17 protein-coding genes, 6 tRNA genes and 1 riboswitch are annotated in these 15,774 nt (G+C 66.8%); of the genes, 8 read left to right on the top strand and 15 right to left on the bottom strand.

Annotated features, from left to right (window positions below; genetic code table 11):
• The first annotated feature begins 68 nt into the window (after nucleotides 1–68).
• Complete coding sequence (locus tag ACTJK0_RS13540; RefSeq protein WP_110544633.1) at nucleotides 69–713, top strand: TIGR03085 family metal-binding protein; 645 nt, start codon at nucleotides 69–71, stop codon at nucleotides 711–713.
• 70 nt (nucleotides 714–783) lie between these two features.
• Here ACTJK0_RS13540 and hisF read toward each other — a convergent pair whose 3' ends face one another.
• The 14 genes from hisF to ACTJK0_RS13610 form a co-directional block, all read right to left on the bottom strand.
• On the bottom strand, nucleotides 784–1,560 hold the full coding sequence (hisF, locus tag ACTJK0_RS13545; protein ID WP_110544446.1) for an imidazole glycerol phosphate synthase subunit HisF: 777 nt from the start codon (nucleotides 1,558–1,560) through the stop codon (nucleotides 784–786).
• Between the two features lie 42 nt (nucleotides 1,561–1,602).
• Entirely contained in the window at nucleotides 1,603–2,463 is an 861-nt protein-coding gene (gene hisG, locus ACTJK0_RS13550; RefSeq protein WP_110544448.1) for an ATP phosphoribosyltransferase, read from the bottom strand.
• 86 nt (nucleotides 2,464–2,549) lie between these two features.
• Nucleotides 2,550–2,813, bottom strand: coding sequence for a phosphoribosyl-ATP diphosphatase (locus tag ACTJK0_RS13555; RefSeq protein ID WP_009358176.1), 264 nt, complete (start codon nucleotides 2,811–2,813; stop codon nucleotides 2,550–2,552).
• Nucleotides 2,814–2,917: 104 nt separating this feature from the next.
• Nucleotides 2,918–3,406, bottom strand: a complete 489-nt coding sequence (ribH, locus tag ACTJK0_RS13560) for a 6,7-dimethyl-8-ribityllumazine synthase (protein WP_110544449.1) — start codon at nucleotides 3,404–3,406, stop codon at nucleotides 2,918–2,920.
• Nucleotides 3,407–3,438: 32 nt separating this feature from the next.
• The gene (ribA, locus tag ACTJK0_RS13565) at nucleotides 3,439–4,173 is read right to left on the bottom strand and encodes a GTP cyclohydrolase II (protein ID WP_110544451.1); all 735 of its coding nucleotides are present in this window, start codon (nucleotides 4,171–4,173) and stop codon (nucleotides 3,439–3,441) included.
• Nucleotides 4,170–4,913: a 3,4-dihydroxy-2-butanone-4-phosphate synthase gene (gene ribB / locus ACTJK0_RS13570; RefSeq protein ID WP_440745519.1), complete on the bottom strand. Its 744-nt coding sequence runs from the start codon at nucleotides 4,911–4,913 to the stop codon at nucleotides 4,170–4,172. The genes ribA and ribB overlap by 4 nt, the downstream gene beginning before the upstream one ends.
• Nucleotides 4,910–5,572, bottom strand: a complete 663-nt coding sequence (locus tag ACTJK0_RS13575; protein ID WP_440745520.1) for a riboflavin synthase — start codon at nucleotides 5,570–5,572, stop codon at nucleotides 4,910–4,912. Before ACTJK0_RS13575 ends, ribB begins: the two co-directional genes overlap by 4 nt.
• On the bottom strand, nucleotides 5,572–6,639 hold the full coding sequence (ribD, locus tag ACTJK0_RS13580) for a bifunctional diaminohydroxyphosphoribosylaminopyrimidine deaminase/5-amino-6-(5-phosphoribosylamino)uracil reductase RibD (RefSeq protein WP_440745564.1): 1,068 nt from the start codon (nucleotides 6,637–6,639) through the stop codon (nucleotides 5,572–5,574). The genes ACTJK0_RS13575 and ribD overlap by 1 nt, the downstream gene beginning before the upstream one ends.
• Before the next feature lie 242 nt (nucleotides 6,640–6,881).
• A riboswitch (FMN riboswitch) is annotated at nucleotides 6,882–7,030 on the bottom strand.
• Nucleotides 7,031–7,069: 39 nt separating this feature from the next.
• Nucleotides 7,070–7,747 (bottom strand): ribulose-phosphate 3-epimerase, encoded by a 678-nt coding sequence (gene rpe, locus ACTJK0_RS13585; RefSeq protein ID WP_440745521.1) that lies wholly within the window; start codon nucleotides 7,745–7,747, stop codon nucleotides 7,070–7,072.
• Between the two features lie 133 nt (nucleotides 7,748–7,880).
• Nucleotides 7,881–9,470, bottom strand: a complete 1,590-nt coding sequence (locus tag ACTJK0_RS13590; RefSeq protein ID WP_440745522.1) for an RsmB/NOP family class I SAM-dependent RNA methyltransferase — start codon at nucleotides 9,468–9,470, stop codon at nucleotides 7,881–7,883.
• Nucleotides 9,467–10,387 carry a methionyl-tRNA formyltransferase gene (fmt, locus tag ACTJK0_RS13595; RefSeq protein WP_440745523.1) on the bottom strand — a complete coding sequence of 307 codons (921 nt, stop codon included), beginning with the start codon at nucleotides 10,385–10,387 and terminating at the stop codon, nucleotides 9,467–9,469. Before fmt ends, ACTJK0_RS13590 begins: the two co-directional genes overlap by 4 nt.
• Nucleotides 10,384–10,986, bottom strand: a complete 603-nt coding sequence (gene def / locus ACTJK0_RS13600; RefSeq protein ID WP_110544464.1) for a peptide deformylase — start codon at nucleotides 10,984–10,986, stop codon at nucleotides 10,384–10,386. Before def ends, fmt begins: the two co-directional genes overlap by 4 nt.
• A 77-nt stretch (nucleotides 10,987–11,063) precedes the next feature.
• The gene (locus ACTJK0_RS13605; protein WP_440745524.1) at nucleotides 11,064–11,924 is read right to left on the bottom strand and encodes a cytochrome; all 861 of its coding nucleotides are present in this window, start codon (nucleotides 11,922–11,924) and stop codon (nucleotides 11,064–11,066) included.
• A 104-nt stretch (nucleotides 11,925–12,028) separates the two neighbouring features.
• Nucleotides 12,029–12,100 (bottom strand) — tRNA-Val (locus ACTJK0_RS13610).
• Between the two features lie 317 nt (nucleotides 12,101–12,417).
• Here ACTJK0_RS13610 and ACTJK0_RS13615 point away from each other — a divergent pair.
• From ACTJK0_RS13615 to ACTJK0_RS13645, 7 genes are all read left to right on the top strand, one after another.
• Nucleotides 12,418–12,490: transfer RNA gene (locus tag ACTJK0_RS13615), tRNA-Gly, on the top strand.
• 47 nt (nucleotides 12,491–12,537) lie between these two features.
• A tRNA-Cys gene (locus tag ACTJK0_RS13620) sits at nucleotides 12,538–12,608 on the top strand.
• 38 nt (nucleotides 12,609–12,646) lie between these two features.
• Nucleotides 12,647–12,718, top strand: a tRNA-Val gene (locus ACTJK0_RS13625).
• Between the two features lie 54 nt (nucleotides 12,719–12,772).
• Nucleotides 12,773–12,845 (top strand) — tRNA-Gly (locus ACTJK0_RS13630).
• Between the two features lie 33 nt (nucleotides 12,846–12,878).
• Nucleotides 12,879–12,953, top strand: a tRNA-Val gene (locus ACTJK0_RS13635).
• Between the two features lie 137 nt (nucleotides 12,954–13,090).
• Complete coding sequence (locus ACTJK0_RS13640) at nucleotides 13,091–13,354, top strand: antitoxin (RefSeq protein ID WP_440745525.1); 264 nt, start codon at nucleotides 13,091–13,093, stop codon at nucleotides 13,352–13,354.
• Between the two features lie 140 nt (nucleotides 13,355–13,494).
• The gene (locus ACTJK0_RS13645) at nucleotides 13,495–14,727 is read left to right on the top strand and encodes a benzoate/H(+) symporter BenE family transporter (protein WP_440745526.1); all 1,233 of its coding nucleotides are present in this window, start codon (nucleotides 13,495–13,497) and stop codon (nucleotides 14,725–14,727) included.
• Here ACTJK0_RS13645 and zapE read toward each other — a convergent pair.
• Nucleotides 14,724–15,761, bottom strand: a complete 1,038-nt coding sequence (gene zapE / locus ACTJK0_RS13650) for a cell division protein ZapE (RefSeq protein ID WP_440170462.1) — start codon at nucleotides 15,759–15,761, stop codon at nucleotides 14,724–14,726. The genes ACTJK0_RS13645 and zapE overlap by 4 nt on opposite strands.
• Between the last annotated feature and the right edge of the window lie 13 nt (nucleotides 15,762–15,774).

The following is a 15,774-nucleotide window of genomic DNA, read 5'->3' on the forward strand; positions in this document are numbered from 1 at the left end:
ACAACGGCACGCCACCGGGCGCCCCAGTGCTGCCCAACTGCGCAGCTCTCGTGCTAGTTTTCCAAGTGATGCATTTCGTCGAACCGTCCCGAGAAGTCCTGGCCGAAACCCTGCTTGCGGCGGGCCCTGATGCGCCCACGCTGTGCAAGGGCTGGCGTACCAGGGACCTTGCCGCGCACCTTTACCTGCGGGAGCGCAAGGCCGCCGTCGGGCTCGGTTTGATCATCAAGCGCCTGGCCAAGGCATCGGACCAGGCCACCGCCAAGCTTGCGGCAAAGCTGACAAGCAACGAGGACTACGCCCGGCTGGTGAACACCTTCCGCGCGGGGCCGCCGGCGCTGTCGCCGATGAGCATCCGGGCCCTGGACGAGAGCGCCAACCTGATCGAGTACTTCGTGCACACGGAGGACGTCCGGCGCGCCGTGGACCGGTGGGCCCCCCGGGCACTCGACGAGGCGTACTCGGACGCGCTCTGGGATGAACTGGTCAAACGCGCCGCCATCCTGTACCGCGGCGTGGACCTGGGCATTGTCCTGGTCCGCCCGTCCGGGCCGCGGCACGTCGCCAAGCGTGCGCCTGTTTCCGTGGCCATCGTCGGCGAGCCGGGCGAACTGCTGATGCACGCACATGGGCGCACCCGCCATGCCCTGGTCACGTTCGAAGGCCAGCCGGACGCCGTCGCGCTCCTCCAGTCAGCCGAAGTAGGACTTTAAAGACAAACTGACTCGCAGTTGTTGTCATTATGAGTGTTCAAAACGGCAACAACTGCCAGTGAGTTGGGGGTCAGCGCACTTCGTAACCGGCTTCCCGGATGGCGTCCTTGACCTGGTGCATCATGTCGTCCGGACCCCAATGGAAGATCGAGGCAGCCAGGACCGCGTCAGCGCCGGCAGCGACCGCCGGCGGGAAGTGCGCGGGCTCTCCCGCGCCGCCGGATGCGATGATGGGGACCCTGACGGCGGCACGGACCAGTTTGATAAGTTCAAGGTCGAAGCCGTCCTTGGTGCCGTCCGCGTCGATGGAGTTCAGCAGGATCTCGCCCACGCCCCGGTCCGCGGCTTCCCTGGCCCACTCGATGGCGTCAATGCCGGTTCCGGTGCGGCCGCCGTGGGTGGTCACTTCGAAGCCCGACGGCGTGGGCTTTGATCCGGGCCGGGTGCGCCGGGCGTCGACGGACAGGACCAGCACCTGGGAACCGAAGTGCCGGGTGATCTCGTCAATGACCTCGGGCCGTGCCACGGCCGCGGTGTTGATGGAGGCTTTGTCCGCGCCGTAGCGCAGGAGCTTGTCCACCTCGGCCACCCCACGGACGCCGCCGCCAACGGTGAGCGGGATGAAGACTTCCTCGGCGGTGCGGCGTACCACGTCAAAGGTGGTCTCCCGGTTGCCCGAGGACGCCGTGACGTCAAGGAACGTCAGTTCGTCGGCGCCGGCATTGTCGTAGCGGTGGGCGAGCTCCACGGGGTCGCCCGCGTCGCGGAGGCCCTCGAAGTTGACACCCTTGACGACGCGTCCGGCGTCAACATCAAGGCAGGGGATGACCCTTACTGCTACTGCCATGGGAACTCCTGGAATTCTGTGGTGCTTTGCTGGGGGCCGGTGTTAGATGCGGCAGGCGTGGATGCTGCTGACCAGGATGGCGCGGGCGCCGAGGTCGTACAGCTCATCCATGATCCGGTTGGTTTCCTTCTTGGGCACCATGGACCGGACCGCCACCCAGTCGGAATCGCGCAGCGGCGAGACGGTGGGCGATTCGAGGCCGGGGGTCAGGCCGGCCGCCTTCTCCACGAGCTCCTTGCGGATGTCGTAGTCCATCAGCACGTACTGGCGCGCCACCAGGACACCCTGGAGGCGCCGGATGAGGACGTCGATTTCCTTGGCCGTGCCGTTGGCGGCGCCACCGTTGCCGGTGCGCCGGATCAGGACGGCCTCGGACTTCAGGATGGGGTCGCCGAAGATTTCCATCCCGGCGGCCTTGAGGGTGTTGCCGGTTTCGACGACATCGGCGATGGCGTCGGCGACGCCGAGCCGGACAGAGGACTCCACCGCACCATCAAGCCTGACCACCTTGGCGTTGATGCCGCGTTCCGCCAGGTAGTTGCGCAGCAGGCCGTCGTAGCTGGTGGCGAGGCGCTTGCCTTCAAGCTCGGCGGCGGAGCTGAAATCGCCCACCGGCCCGGCGAAGCGGAAGGTGGAGGCGGCAAATCCCAGCGGAAGCAGCTCTTCGGCCTCCACCTCGGCGTCCAGCAAGAGGTCGCGGCCGGTGATGCCGACGTCGAGCGTTCCCTGGCCCACGTACACCGCGATGTCGCGGGGACGGAGGAAGAAGAACTCGATGTCGTTGTCGGGGTCCACCATGACCAGCTCGCGGCTGTCCCGCCTCTGGCGGTATCCGGCTTCGGAGAGCATGGCGGAGGCGGCTTCGGACAGGGAGCCCTTGTTGGGAACGGCTACTCGCAGCATGGGGAAATCTTTCTGGGTGGAAGGTCTGGGTCTAGTCAGGCAGTGCGGGCCACGGCGGGCACGGCGGCAGGTGCGCCGGCCGGTGGCTACAGATGCTTGTAGACGTCTTCCAGGGTCAGGCCTTTTGCGAGCATCAGAACCTGCAGGTGGTACAACAGCTGGGAGATTTCCTCGGCCGCAGCTTCATCGGATTCATATTCGGCAGCCATCCATACTTCGGCTGCTTCCTCAACGACTTTTTTGCCGATGCCGTGAACACCGGACTCCAATTCAGCGACGGTGCGGGAGCCTTCCGGGCGGGTGGCTGCCTTCTCGCTGAGCTCAGCGAACAGCGTCTCGAAATTCTTCACGCCCTCCAGCCTACTTGCTGCGGCCGTGGGGGCGCTTCCCGGGCGGTTCCATGACGGGCGCGATGTGAGGGAATACACACCGCGCCCGTGCAGCGGGGTGCCGCTTAGCTGCGGTACTGCTTGAGGACGACGGCGGTGGCCAGTGCCGCGGTGACGGCCTCGTGGCCCTTGTCTTCCTTGGAGCCGGGCAGGCCGGCGCGGTCTAGGCCCTGCTGTTCGTTGTCGCAGGTGAGCACGCCGAAGCCCACCGGCACGCCGGTGGAGACGCTGACGTCGGTCAGTCCCGACGTCGCAGCCTGGCAGACGTAGTCGAAGTGCGGCGTGCCGCCGCGGATCACGACGCCGAGGGCCACCACGGCGTCAAAGTGCGGTGCCAGCCGCGCGGCGGCCACCGGCAGCTCAAAGCTGCCGGGAACCCGCAGGACGGTGGGGTCCGCAATGCCGGCGTCCTTGGCAGCCCGCAGGGCGCCGTCGAGGAGCCCGTCCATGATCTGCGTGTGCCAGCTGGCTGCAACGATCGCCAGCTTCAGCTGCGAGGTTTCCGCCGGGTTGAGGGTGCTGAGGTCGATGTCGGGCGCGCCGTGTCCACTCATGTGATCTTGTATTCCGTTCGTTCTCTGGGAGTTCAGTCTTGTTCGTGGTCGTAGAGAGCTTCAGCTGCGGTGACCGTCACCGGAGCGGTGTGGGTATCCAGCAGCAGCCGGTGTTCCATGCGGTCCTTCTTGGTCCGCAGGTACCGGATGTTCTGTTCGCGGGACGGGACCTCGGTGGGGACCATCTCCACGACCTTCACCCCGGCCTTGGCCAGCCTGTTCTGCTTGTCCGGATTGTTGCTCAGCAGCCGGACCTCGTGCAGTCCCATTTCCGCCAGGATCTGGGCGGCGGCCTTGTAGCAGCGGGCATCAACGGGCAGACCCAGCTGCTCATTGGCCTCCACGGTGTCGAACCCCGCCTCCTGCAGCGCATAGGCCTTGATCTTGTTCGCCAGGCCGATCCCGCGGCCTTCCTGGCCACGCAGGTAGAGCAGTGTGCCGCCGTTGTCGCGGATCAGTTCCAGAGCGTAGGCGAGCTGCTCGCCACAGTCGCAGCGGTACGAACCGAAGACATCGCCGGTCAGGCACTCGGAGTGGAGGCGCACCAGGGGCGCCTGGCCATCGGTGGGTTCGGAGGGGGAACTGACGGCCAGATGCTCGACGCCGGTTACCAGGTCCGTCCAGGCCTGCGCCACGAAATCGCCGAAGGCGGTGGGCAGCTGCACGATCGGCCCGCCGCTGACGGGATGGGGCGCCTCGCCGGATACACCTGTGTGTCCCGCGGGGCCCTCCTGGTGGCTGTGGTCGCTGGCTGCGGCTGCCGTCATCGCTTCTCCTTTTCTTCGCCCGGTGTCACCCGGGCATCCTCACCCTGGGCTCCCCCGGCCCCGGCTTCAAGATACGCCACCAGGTCCTCAATGGAGATCAAGGGGCACCCATGTTCAGCTGCGAACGAACGGAGCCCGTCGAGGCGCATCATCTCGCCGTCGTCGTACACCACTTCCGCGATGACGCCAACGGGTTCCAGTCCAGCGAGGCGGCACAGGTCCACGGCCGCTTCGGTGTGGCCCTGGCGTTCCCGCACACCACCGTCAACGGCACGCAGCGGAAAAATATGCCCCGGCCGGGTGATTGAGGCTGGTGACGCCTGCGGATCGGCCAGGATGCGGGCTGTGAGGGCCCGGTCCGTGGCCGAGATGCCCGTGCTCACGCCGGTGGCGGCATCACAGGAAACGGTGTACGCGGTGCCTTTGGCGTCCTCGTTGACCGCGGTCATGGGAGGCAGCGCCAGGGCGTCGGCCCGGTCCCCGGTGAGCGGGACGCAAATGACGCCGGAGCTGTACCGGATGGTCCACCCCATGAGTGCAGGCGTGGCGTGCTGGGCGGCGAAGATGATGTCACCTTCGTTTTCGCGGTCCTCGTTGTCGACCACGAGCACGGGCCGGCCGGCGGCCATGGCACGCACCGCGTCCTCGATCTGGTCCAGTCCCCTGGCGGGAGCTGCCGTCGCCTGGCCGGCGACAGCATCTGTGGCGATGGCCGGGCCTACCCGCACGGCGGCGTTCACAGCGCACCTCCCGCCAGTGCGGCTTCGCCGGTACCGGGTGCCGCACTGTTGGTCCGGAAGGCCAGCAGGCGTTCGGTGTACTTGGCCAGGACGTCCACTTCCAGGTTCACCCTGCTTCCGGTGGTCTTTGTCCCCAGGCCGGTCTCGGCCAGGGTGGTGGGGATGAGCCCCACTTCAAACCAGGGCTCGGCCTCCGCAGCCGGGCTGACAGCCGTCACGGTGAGGGAGACCCCGTCGATGGCGATCGAGCCCTTTTCGGCGATGTACCGCGCCAGGTTGGCGGGGACACCGAAGCGCAGCCGCTCCCAGTTTCCCTGCGGTTCCCGTTCCAGCAGGACACCCACGCCGTCAACATGTCCCTGCACCACGTGGCCGTCAAGGCGGCCGCCGGCTGGAACGCAGCGTTCCAGATTGACGGAGTCCCCTGCGGTGAGTTCGCCGATGGTGCTGCGGACCAGGGTCTCGCCCATGACATCCACGCTGAAGTCCTGGCCGTCGATGGCGGTTGCCGTGAGGCACACGCCGTTCACGGCGATGGAACCGCCCAGTGCGAGGCCCTCAGTGGAAGTGGGTGCGTGCAGCCGGACAGTGGCGCTGGTGTTCCCGTCACGCTCCACGGACAGCACCTGCCCTTGCTCGGCAATAATTCCGGTGAACATCAGTAGCCTCCCTGGGCTTGCTCCGCTGTGTCGCGGGTTGGTGGGTGGTCGAGGGCAACTCTGCGTTGCGGTCTGAGGTGAAGTCGTAGGTCCCTGCCCAGCGTCCGGACCGCGCCGCCGTCGGAAGGGTCCCATTCCCATTGCTGGGCGTCCGGCAGGCTGGTGATCCCCAGTCCGTTCAGGGCAGGAGTTCCGGATCCGAGCAGGGTGGGGGCCAGGTACACGATGAGTTCGTCAACCAGGCCTGCCGACAGGAAGGCGCTGAGGATCCTTGAGCCGCCCTCCACCATGACGTGCCGGACGCCGGATCCGTACAGCAAGGTCAAGGCCTCACGGGGATCGCGGGTGGGAAGGTGGACAGCAAGCCCGTCACCGCCAAGGATTGCGGCGTCAGCCGGAACGTCGCGAAGCCCCATGACCGCCCGGACGGGCTGCTTGGGCGCCGGCTGCCCGGATGAATCGCGGGCGGTGAGGCGGGGGTTGTCCACCAGGACGGTCTGGGTGCCCACCAGGATGGCATCGATGCGGCCGCGGATCCCGTGGTTGTCCGCCAGGGACTCCGGGCTGGAAATCCACTGGCTGGTTCCGTCCTCGGCGGCGATCCGGGCGTCCAGGGTTTGGGCGATGTGCAGCGTCACGAACGGGCGCTTGGCGGCCACTGCCTCAAACCACTGGCGGTTCAGGTCCAGGGATTCCTCGGCGGCCAGGCCGCTGCGGACGCGGACCCCGGCGGCACGCAGGGTGGCGGCGCCGCCGGCAGCGGGGTCGTGGGGGTCGTCGACGGCGTAGACCACATCGGTGATCCCGGCGCCGATGATGGCTTCCGTGCAGGGCCCGGTGCGGCCCACATGGTTGCAGGGCTCCAGCGTGACCACCATGGTGCAGCCGGAGAGGTCCAGTCCGGCTTCGGTGGCCTGGGTGATGGCGTCGGCTTCGGCATGGGCGGTACCGGCACCGCGGTGGTAGCCGGTGACCACCTGCCGGCCCTCGGAGTCGACCACGACAGCGCCCACTAGTGGATTCGCTCCCCTGGGTCCTTTGAGGGCGGCCTCCAGGGCCAGGGCCATGGCCTGGTTTTCCCCGGACGTAAAAGCGGTGAGCACGCCATCGGCGGGCTGGAGCTCCGCACGGGCCGTCACGCGGCGGCCCTGATGGCGGTGGTGCCTGCCATGGAAATAGCAGGAGTAGTGGCATCTAAGAGCCATCGCTGGGGGTTCATCCCTGTCGTTCCTTCCCTCTCGAACCGCGATGGCTCCGGGGATATACGACAGCAGAACGCTGCGGGACCGCAGGGTCCGCAGTTACAGCTGTACGTGCTTCTCTCATCCAGACTTTAACTGTCGGTACCGGAATTTCACCGGTTCAACCGTCCGCCGGCAGTTCCTTGGGGAACCACCGGCTCGCGGGTCGCGGACTGTCACCGCCGGTTCGGACTTACACCGACCCCGGAGCACGTATGTGTGTTGTTATTGTGCCACAACCGGCGGGCGCTTCCGGTTATTCCGTCGCCGGGCGTAATGCCTGGCTCCCTTTTTTACGCAACAGGTCAATGGCCGCGGCGGGATCATCGGCACCGTAGACAGCGGAGCCGGCAACGAAGACGTTCGCGCCGGCCTCAGCGGCGCGGGCGATGGTGTCTTCGCTGATGCCGCCGTCAACCTGGATGGCCAGTCCCAGCCCTGAACCTTCAACTGCGGCCCGGGCACGGCGGATCTTGGGCAGGGTGATGTCCAGGAACGCCTGGCCGCCAAAACCAGGTTCCACCGTCATGATCAGCAGCATGTCCAGCTCCGGCAGCATGTCCAGGTACGGTTCCACAGGCGTGGCCGGGCGCAGCGCCATTCCTGCTTTCGATCCCCTGCTGCGCAGTTCGCGGGCCAGCTTGATGGGCGCAATCGATGCCTCGGCGTGGAAGGTCACCGAGGCCAGTCCGGCGTCAGCGAACCCGGGTGCCCACCGGTCGGCGTCGGAGATCATCAGATGGGCGTCGAGCGGAATGGGGCTGACCGCCTGGATGCGCTGGACCACGGGCAGCCCGAGGGTCAGGTTGGGGACGAAGTGGTTGTCCATCACGTCCACGTGCACGGCGTCGGCGTTGCTGATGCGCTGCAGTTCGGCTTCAAGATTGACGAAGTCGGCGGAGAGGATGCTCGGGTTGATGCAGCATTGCGTCACGTGGTGTGCCTTTCGCTGAAGGTGGGTGGGTCGGATGGACAAAGCGTGATCCAGTGGGCGGATCAGGGGCGCCTGCCGGGACAGAGCGGACCCACTGCCGGGGGCAGGAGGTCGTGGCCAGGCATCTTCCCGGTCAGGCCTTTTTCCGGATGAGGGCCAGGAACATGGCATCAGTGTGATGGATATGCGGCCAGAGCTGCGCTGTCAGTTCATGGCCGGCGCCGAGGTTGCCGGTCAGGCTGGCCGTATCGAGGGCTGCCCCGGCGTCGAGGAGTTCCAGGTCGGTGCGCTTCCGAAGGACGTCTGCCACCACCGCCGTGGTTTCGGCTGGATGCGGCGAACAGGTCACGTAAGCCACCACTCCCCCGGGCCGGACTGCCGACAGAGCGGAGGACAACAGTTCACGCTGCAGCGGGCCGAGGTCGGTGATGTCCTTGGGAGAGCGCCGCCACCGCGACTCAGGCCGGCGGCGAAGCGCTCCGAGGCCGGTGCACGGAACGTCCACCAGGACCCGGCTGAACCGTTCGGGCTGCTCGGCCCCCACCTCGCGGCCGTCACCCGTGCGCACCTGCCAGCTGTCGTGCGGGACGGCGGACAGTGCCTGGCTGACGAGTTTGGCACGGTGCGGGGCCGGTTCGTTGGCCAGGAGCGTCGCGCCGCGCTGGTGCGCCAGGGCACCCAGGAGCGCAGCTTTACCACCGGGGCCGGCACAGAGGTCGAGCCACGCTTCACCCGAACCGGCAGCAGGGAGATCGACAGCAGCCAGGGCCCTGGCCACCAGTTGGGAACCAACGTCCTGCACACGGGTGGTACCGGCCCGCACAGACGCCAGCCGGCCCAGGTCCCCACCACTGGACAACGCGGAACCTTCCACCAGTTCGCCCGGCGTGGCACCGTTGTCCAACGCCTCATCCAGGCTTCCCAGGCCGGGCAGGGCCACGAGGTTGACCACCGGGGCGGCGTTATCGGCTTCCAGCAGGTCGTTGATCTCGCCCGCTGAACGTCCGTGTGCCACGAGCGACTGCCGCATGGCCCGGACGATCCATTCGGGGTGCGCGTATCTCAGCGAGGCGATTTTCGTTTCGTCGGTCTCGCTGTCCACCAGCAGGTCCAGCCACTCCTCAAGGGAGTGGGCGGTGACCTTGCGGAGGACGGCGTTGATCAAGGCCGACGGACCCGCCCCGATGACGGCCCGGGCCAGCCCCACAGTCTGGTCCAGCGCAGCGTGGGCCGGGACGCGCATGGCGAGCAACTGGTGGGCGCCGATGCGCAGGGCATCAAGGATGGCAGGGTCGAGCTGGGCCAGGGGCCGGTCCACGCACCGCGCCAGGATGGCGTCATACGTGCCCTGGCCGCGCAGGGCTCCGTAGCTTAGTTCCGTGGCGAAGCCGGCGTCCCGCTTGTCCAGGCGGTGCTGCCGGATCCGCGCCGGCAGCACCAGGTTGGCGTAGGCGTCCTCCTCCGCCACGGCGCGCAGCACTTCGAAGGCCACCAGGCGGGCGGGATCGGCCCGCCTGGTGCGCTGCGACGGCGCCTGCTCGGTGAAGCTCCGCTGCGGGCCGCGGTTGCGTTCGCGCCCCTTGGCGTTCCGCCTGGGGGCGTCCCGCGGGCCGCCATTGCCGCGGCCGGCAGGTCCCCCGTTGCCGCCGTGCCCGCTCTTTCCCGCGCTGCCGTGCCCCCCGGCACTTGCACGCCCGCCCACGTTGCCGCCGGACCCGCTCATTCGAACACCACGCTCTCCAGTGAAGCCATGCCACGGGCCCAGTCGGCCGCGGCCATCATCTTTTTGCCGGCGGGCTGGATCCGGGTGAGTTCCACCGCATGCGACCCAGTCCCGACCAGCACGTTCTTCGCCTGCAGGGCCACCGCTCCGGGCGCGAGGCCCGTGACCTCCGGCCGGAGCCGGACAGGTTCGAGTTTGACCCGCTGCCCATCGAGCACGGTCCAGGCGCCCGGCTCGGGAGTGACGCCGCGTGCCTGCCTGCTGATCGCCAGGGCGGGATGGGACCAGTTCAGGTGGCCATCCTCCAGCGTCAGTTTCGGTGCGAGCGAGACATCGCCTGCCTGCGGCTGCGGCGCCGCTTTCCCGGCCTCGATGGCCGACAGTGTCTGCGCCAGCAGCACCGCGCCGCTGTGCGACAGTCGCTCAAGGAGATCGCCTGCTGTGTCCTCTGGCCTGACCGATTCGGTCAAGGTGCCAAATACGGGGCCGGTGTCCAGGCCTTCCTCAAGCTGGAAGGTCACAGCACCGGTGACATCGTCGCCAGCCATGACGGCACGCTGCACGGGCGCCGCTCCACGCCAGGCGGGCAGCAGGGAGAAGTGGAGGTTGACCCAGCCGTGCCGTGGAATGGCCAGGGCGGGAGGGGGAACCAATCCGCCGTACGCCACAATGGCCGCCACGTCGGGCTGGACCGCAGAAATCCTGTCGATGGCTTCAGCGTCAACCCGTGCGGCGTGGATGACTTCAAGGCCCAGTTCTGCTGCCCGCTGTGCGACGGGCGACGGCGTCAGTACCCGTTTGCGCCCAACGGGCGCGTCAGGACGGGTCAGGACGGCAACGACGTCGAACCCGGCGTTGACAAGTGCGTCCAGGGATGGGACTGCGACTGGGGGCGTGCCCGCGAAGAGGACCCTCACCCGGCTGCACCGAAGCTGGAGCCGGGGGCGCTGGTCCCGCCAAAGCTTGCCCCGCCAAAACTCGACCCCACGCTCTTGGCGCGCTTGGCCGTGGTACGTCCGGCGACGGCGTCGTAATTGGCGTTGCGGATGGAGCGCAGTGCGGCCTTCCGGTCCTCACCCTCGAGCCGGTCGGTGTAGAGGATGCCGTCAAGGTGGTCGTTTTCATGTTGGAAGCAGCGCGCCAGCATGCCCTCGCCCTCGAGGGAGACGGGGTTGCCGTGCATGTCGACGCCGGTGACCCGGGTGGAGCGGAAGCGTCGGACCGGGAAGCCGAGGCCGGGAATGGAGAGGCAGCCTTCAACATGGTCCGGCTGGTAGTCCTCACTGTTCTCCAGCACAGGATTGATGATGTGCCCTTCGACGCCGTCAATGCGGTAGGTGAAGACGCGCTTGCTGACGCCGACCTGCGGAGCGGCAAGCCCTGCGCCGTCCACGTCCTCCATGGTCTCGGTCATGTCGGCGACCAGTTTGGCAAGCTCGGGTCCGAAATCCGTCACGGGATCGGCAACTGTGCGCAGCACAGGATCACCGATAATGCGGATATTCAGAATAGCCATGCGCTGTATGTCCTCACGGTTGGCGGCAAAGGGAACCTGTCCAGTTTAGGTGCAGTCTCCTGGGGCGGGCCCGCCGGCTATGCCGTACGGGCCTGCGCCAGCGGCGGCGGGGCGATGGGCAGCAGGGCCGTACCGGCGCTGATGGTGTCCGCCGACAGTTCCCAGACCCGGCGCAGGGCGCAGAACTTCCACCAGTGGTGCTTAAGGACCTCGGGGTTGGCGCGGACGGGGCGGACTTCCGTCTCGCCGATGGCGACGGCCAGCAGCACCGGGTTGTCCCCGTACTTCCAGGGCTCCCAGGTCCCGGCTTCCGGATCCACGAGGCTCTCTTCCGCCTTCATGCCGGCCACCAGCTGCATCACCACTTTGTCGTCCAGGGTCTTGACCAGCCCGTCCCGGGTGGTGCCTTTGGTCTTGTAGTCGATGAGGCAAACGCGGCCGTTGATGCGGGCCACGAGGTCCAGCGTCCCTGCGTACCCCACCGAGTTGTTCCAGACTGTGATTTCGGGCGCGATGGGCTCCACCCGGAAGAGCTCCCACCATTCGTCGAAGCGGACGGCGAAGGCTTCCTCCCCGTTGGCGGCCAGCGCCTCGCGGGCCTCTTTCATCGCATGCGGTCGGCCCAGCGCCCGGAGTGCCACCTGCTCGCAGTAGTTATGGACGCGGTCCCCGCGCCTGGCTGCGTCATCCCGGTAGGTTTCGGCAGCCTTGGCCGCCCGGTTAACGGCCTGCTTGATCTTCGCGGGGCTCCCCAGGCAATCCGCGAGGAGAGGATCGTTGGCCAGGCTGCTGGCACCCATGTAGCCGAACCAGCCGTCGAGGCCGTGCGGCTGCTGGCTGATCACAGTGGTGATGGACGGTACCGAGAACTGCTCCGACGTTGACCGTGCATACATGCGGCCGTATTCGGTGGCGTGGGCGAGAAGCGGATCAGTCATGGAAAAGACTCTTTCACAGGGGGCCGACAAAAGCTCCGGGGGCAGGAGCCGCACACAAAAAAGGTCCGTTTCCGCTGCTGATGAGCGGAAACGGACCTCTGCGGTGGGCGATACTGGGTTCGAACCAGTGACCTCTTCGGTGTGAACGAAGCGCGCTACCACTGCGCCAATCGCCCCGATGCATTTGAATGCTAGCCCACCATCGGCCCTTTTCAAAAATCGTGGCGCCGGCCCGCCTGCCGCCCTGCGGAAAGGACCGAACTCTTCTTCCGAGGCGCTGCCCAAGATGCCATGTGGCAGTAAAAGGCGCCCGGACCGCCGTCGGGAATTACATGCGTGTAAGTCTGCAAAACCCCGCCAATCCAAGGAAGCAGGCACCTGTGCAGCCTGCGGCCCACTTCCGATTTGGAGTTTCCCCGAACCTCCTATATTGTTTTTACTCGTTGGAACGCGAGGAAATGCCGGAAACGGCAGGGAATCAGACCTCCAAAATGCGGACGTAGCTCAGCTGGTAGAGCACCACCTTGCCAAGGTGGATGTCGCGAGTTCGAATCTCGTCGTCCGCTCGCAGGACACTGTCACAGCAAACATTCTTCGGAATTGACGCTAACACGGTGGGTTGGCCGAGAGGCGAGGCAGCGGCCTGCAAAGCCGTATACACGGGTTCGAATCCCGTACCCACCTCGGTGAAAACCATGGTTTCCGGATGTTTCGGATTCAATGGGCGATTGGCGCAGCGGTAGCGCGCTTCCCTGACACGGAAGAGGTCACTGGTTCGATCCCAGTATCGCCCACTGGCAAGGCAACTTGCCCGCAGTACCGCCGGTTTACCGGTTCATCCTGCACACGCGGACGTAGCTCAGCTGGTAGAGCACCACCTTGCCAAGGTGGATGTCGCGAGTTCGAATCTCGTCGTCCGCTCTCATGTATCCCATAAGCCGGTCTTCCGGTTCCGGGCGATTGGCGCAGCGGTAGCGCGCTTCCCTGACACGGAAGAGGTCACTGGTTCGATCCCAGTATCGCCCACCATCCACAGCAGCTCTTCGGAGCTGCTTTTTTCGTATCCCCTATCCGCTGCGGGCGAATTCCCTTGGCACGCCTTACGGCCCCCGATAGGATCGAAGGCGCGAGGAGCGACCTGGCTCCGCGATTGAAGGGAGGTGCTCGTGGGTTTGATTGACGATCTAAAGGGCAAGGCTCAGGGTCTCATCCGCGGCAACGAGCAGGCCATCAAGGACGGCATCACCAAGGCCGGCGATTTCGTCGACACCAGGACCGGCGGCAAGTACGCAGGTCACGTCGACAAGATCCAGGATGGCGCTTCCAAGCTCATTGACAAGAACGGAACCCCGGGACAGGCACCTGCCGCCGGACACGTTCCGCCGGCAGCTCCTGAAAATCCGGTTCCGCCGGTAGACAGGGCTCCGTAAAGGATTTGGCCAGGGCCTTGCCCGGCACGTCAACGGGGCGCGGGTCCCGCCGGGAGGCGGCACCCGCGCCTTTGGCGTTTAAACAGGGTGTTTGCAGCGGCGATTGCTGGTTCACAAAGCTGCGCCGGTAACCTGCCGGTATGCCCAAGTCACCAGCTCCCGCCCAGACAACCAAGGCCGGACGGGCCCGGATCGATTCCAGGCCAGTCGTGGCCGGGATCGTCACCGCGCTGGTGGGCTTCACGTCATCCTTTGCCGTCGTCCTGGCCGGACTCAAGGCAGTAGGGGCCGATCCTGCCCACGCCGCGTCCGGGCTGCTGGCATTGACGCTCGCCGTCGGGCTCGGCGTCCTTGTCCTGGCGTGGCGTTCCAGGGTCCCGGTAACCCTGGCCTGGTCCACTCCGGGTGCCGCGCTGCTTGCTGCATCGGTGGTGCCCGACGGCGGGTGGCCGGGCGCCGTCGGCGCCTTCCTTGGTGCGGGACTGCTGCTGGCCATCACCGGCCTGGTGCCGGCGCTCGGCAGGCTGATGGCGCGCATCCCGCCCTCCCTGGCACAGGCCATGCTGGCGGGCGTCCTGCTCCAGCTCTGCCTGGCGCCCTTCAAGGCGCTCGGTTCAGTTCCGGTGTTTGTCGCGCCGGTGATCCTGTGCTGGCTTGCCTTGATGAAGTTCGCGCCGCGATGGGCCGTGCCGGCAGCCCTGCTCGTGGCCCTGGGCGTCATTGCAATTACCCTGGCATCGGCAGGAACAGCCGTTGAGCCGGCCGCTATGGTGCCCGCACTGGCGTGGACCACACCCGCGTTCAGCCTTCAGGCCATGGCGGGCATTGCGCTCCCGTTATTCGTGGTGACCATGGCCTCGCAAAACATTCCCGGCGTGGCCGTCCTGAGGTCCTTCGGCTATGAAACCCCGTGGCGGCCGGCGATGCTCGTCACCGGGGCAGGAACTGTTGCGGGGGCTCCGTTCGGCGGACATGCGATCAACCTCGCAGCGCTGAGCGCTGCCTTGGCGGCGGGCGAGGAGGCCGGCAGCGACCGGACCCGGCGGTGGGTGGCCGGGTTTGTGTCCGGCCTGGCCTACCTGGTGCTCGCTGCTTTTTCCGCTGCACTGGTGGCCGTGGTTAACCAGGCACCGGCAGGGATGCTGGAGGCCGTGGCGGGGCTGGCCCTGCTCGGAACCCTCGCCTCCGCCGTTTCAGCAGCCCTGGCCGATCCCGAAGACCGGATCGCTCCGGCCGTCACGTTCCTGATGGCCGCCTCGGGGCTGGCCTTCACCGGAATCGGCTCGGCCTTCTGGGCCCTGCTGGCAGGGCTTGTGGTCCGGTTGGTGCTGCGGCCCCGGCCCGGAATCCGCCCCGGAAAGACGTCCGCTTAGGAGGGCTCGTGGTTCTGGCCTTCACGGGCCAGTGCGGTGAGGCGGGAGACGGCGCGGAAGTACTTCTTCATGTAACCGCCGGCCATCATCTCTTCGGTGAACAGCTTGTCGAAGGGGACGCCGCTGGCCAGGATGGGCACATCCTTGTCGTAGAGCCGGTCTGCCAGGACCACGAACCGAAGCGCCACGGCCTGTTCCGTGATGGTTTCCACGTTGCGCCACACCACGCCGTCAATCCCGTGGATCAGCTGGCGGTAACGGCTGGGGTGCACCCCGGCCAGGTGGTGGATGAGGGTGGAGAACTCGTCCTGGGCCACGGTCTTCCCGTCGAACTCCGCCTTCATGTGCGCGTTGAGCTCACTGTTCCTCAGCGGCGCCGGTGCGGCCGGAAGGCCACGGTGCCGGAAGTCCTCGCCGTCGATGCGGATAACGTCGAACTGGTCTGCCAGGACCTGGATTTCCCGCTGGAAGTCCACAGCAGCGAACCGGCCATCACCCAGGGAGCCGGGCAACGTGTTGGACGTGGCGGCAAGTTTGACCCCCGCGTCAGCCAGCTCACGCATGAGCCGGGACATCAGGACGGTGTCGCCCGGATCATCCAGTTCGAATTCGTCGATGCACACGAGCTGGTAGCTGCTCAGGGCGTCCACCGTTTTGCGGAAGGACAGGGCGCCCACCAGGTTGGTGTACTCCACGAACGTGCCGAAAGCCTTGGGGCCCGGCGATGCGTGCCACAGGGATGCGAGCAGGTGCGTCTTGCCCACACCGAAGCCGCCGTCCAGGTAGATTCCCGCCCTGGATTCGTCCTTCTTGCCGAACAGCTTTTTGAAGAGGCCGCCCCCGTTACCGGACCCCACGCCGTCGGCAAATCCCTCCAGTGCCCTTACCGCCGCAGCCTGGCTGGGCTGCTTGGGGTCCGGGCGGTAGCTCGAAAAGGAGACCTCCCCGAAGCGGGGCGACGGGTAGAAGCCCTTGAGGAGTTCGTCCACCGAAACTGCCGGGGTGCGGGCGGCAAGCTGTTCGATCTGTACCAAGGTGGTCCGTTCT

The sequence above is a fragment of the Paenarthrobacter sp. 22069 genome, from assembly GCF_052046035.1.
Classification (GTDB): Bacteria; Actinomycetota; Actinomycetes; order Actinomycetales; family Micrococcaceae; genus Arthrobacter.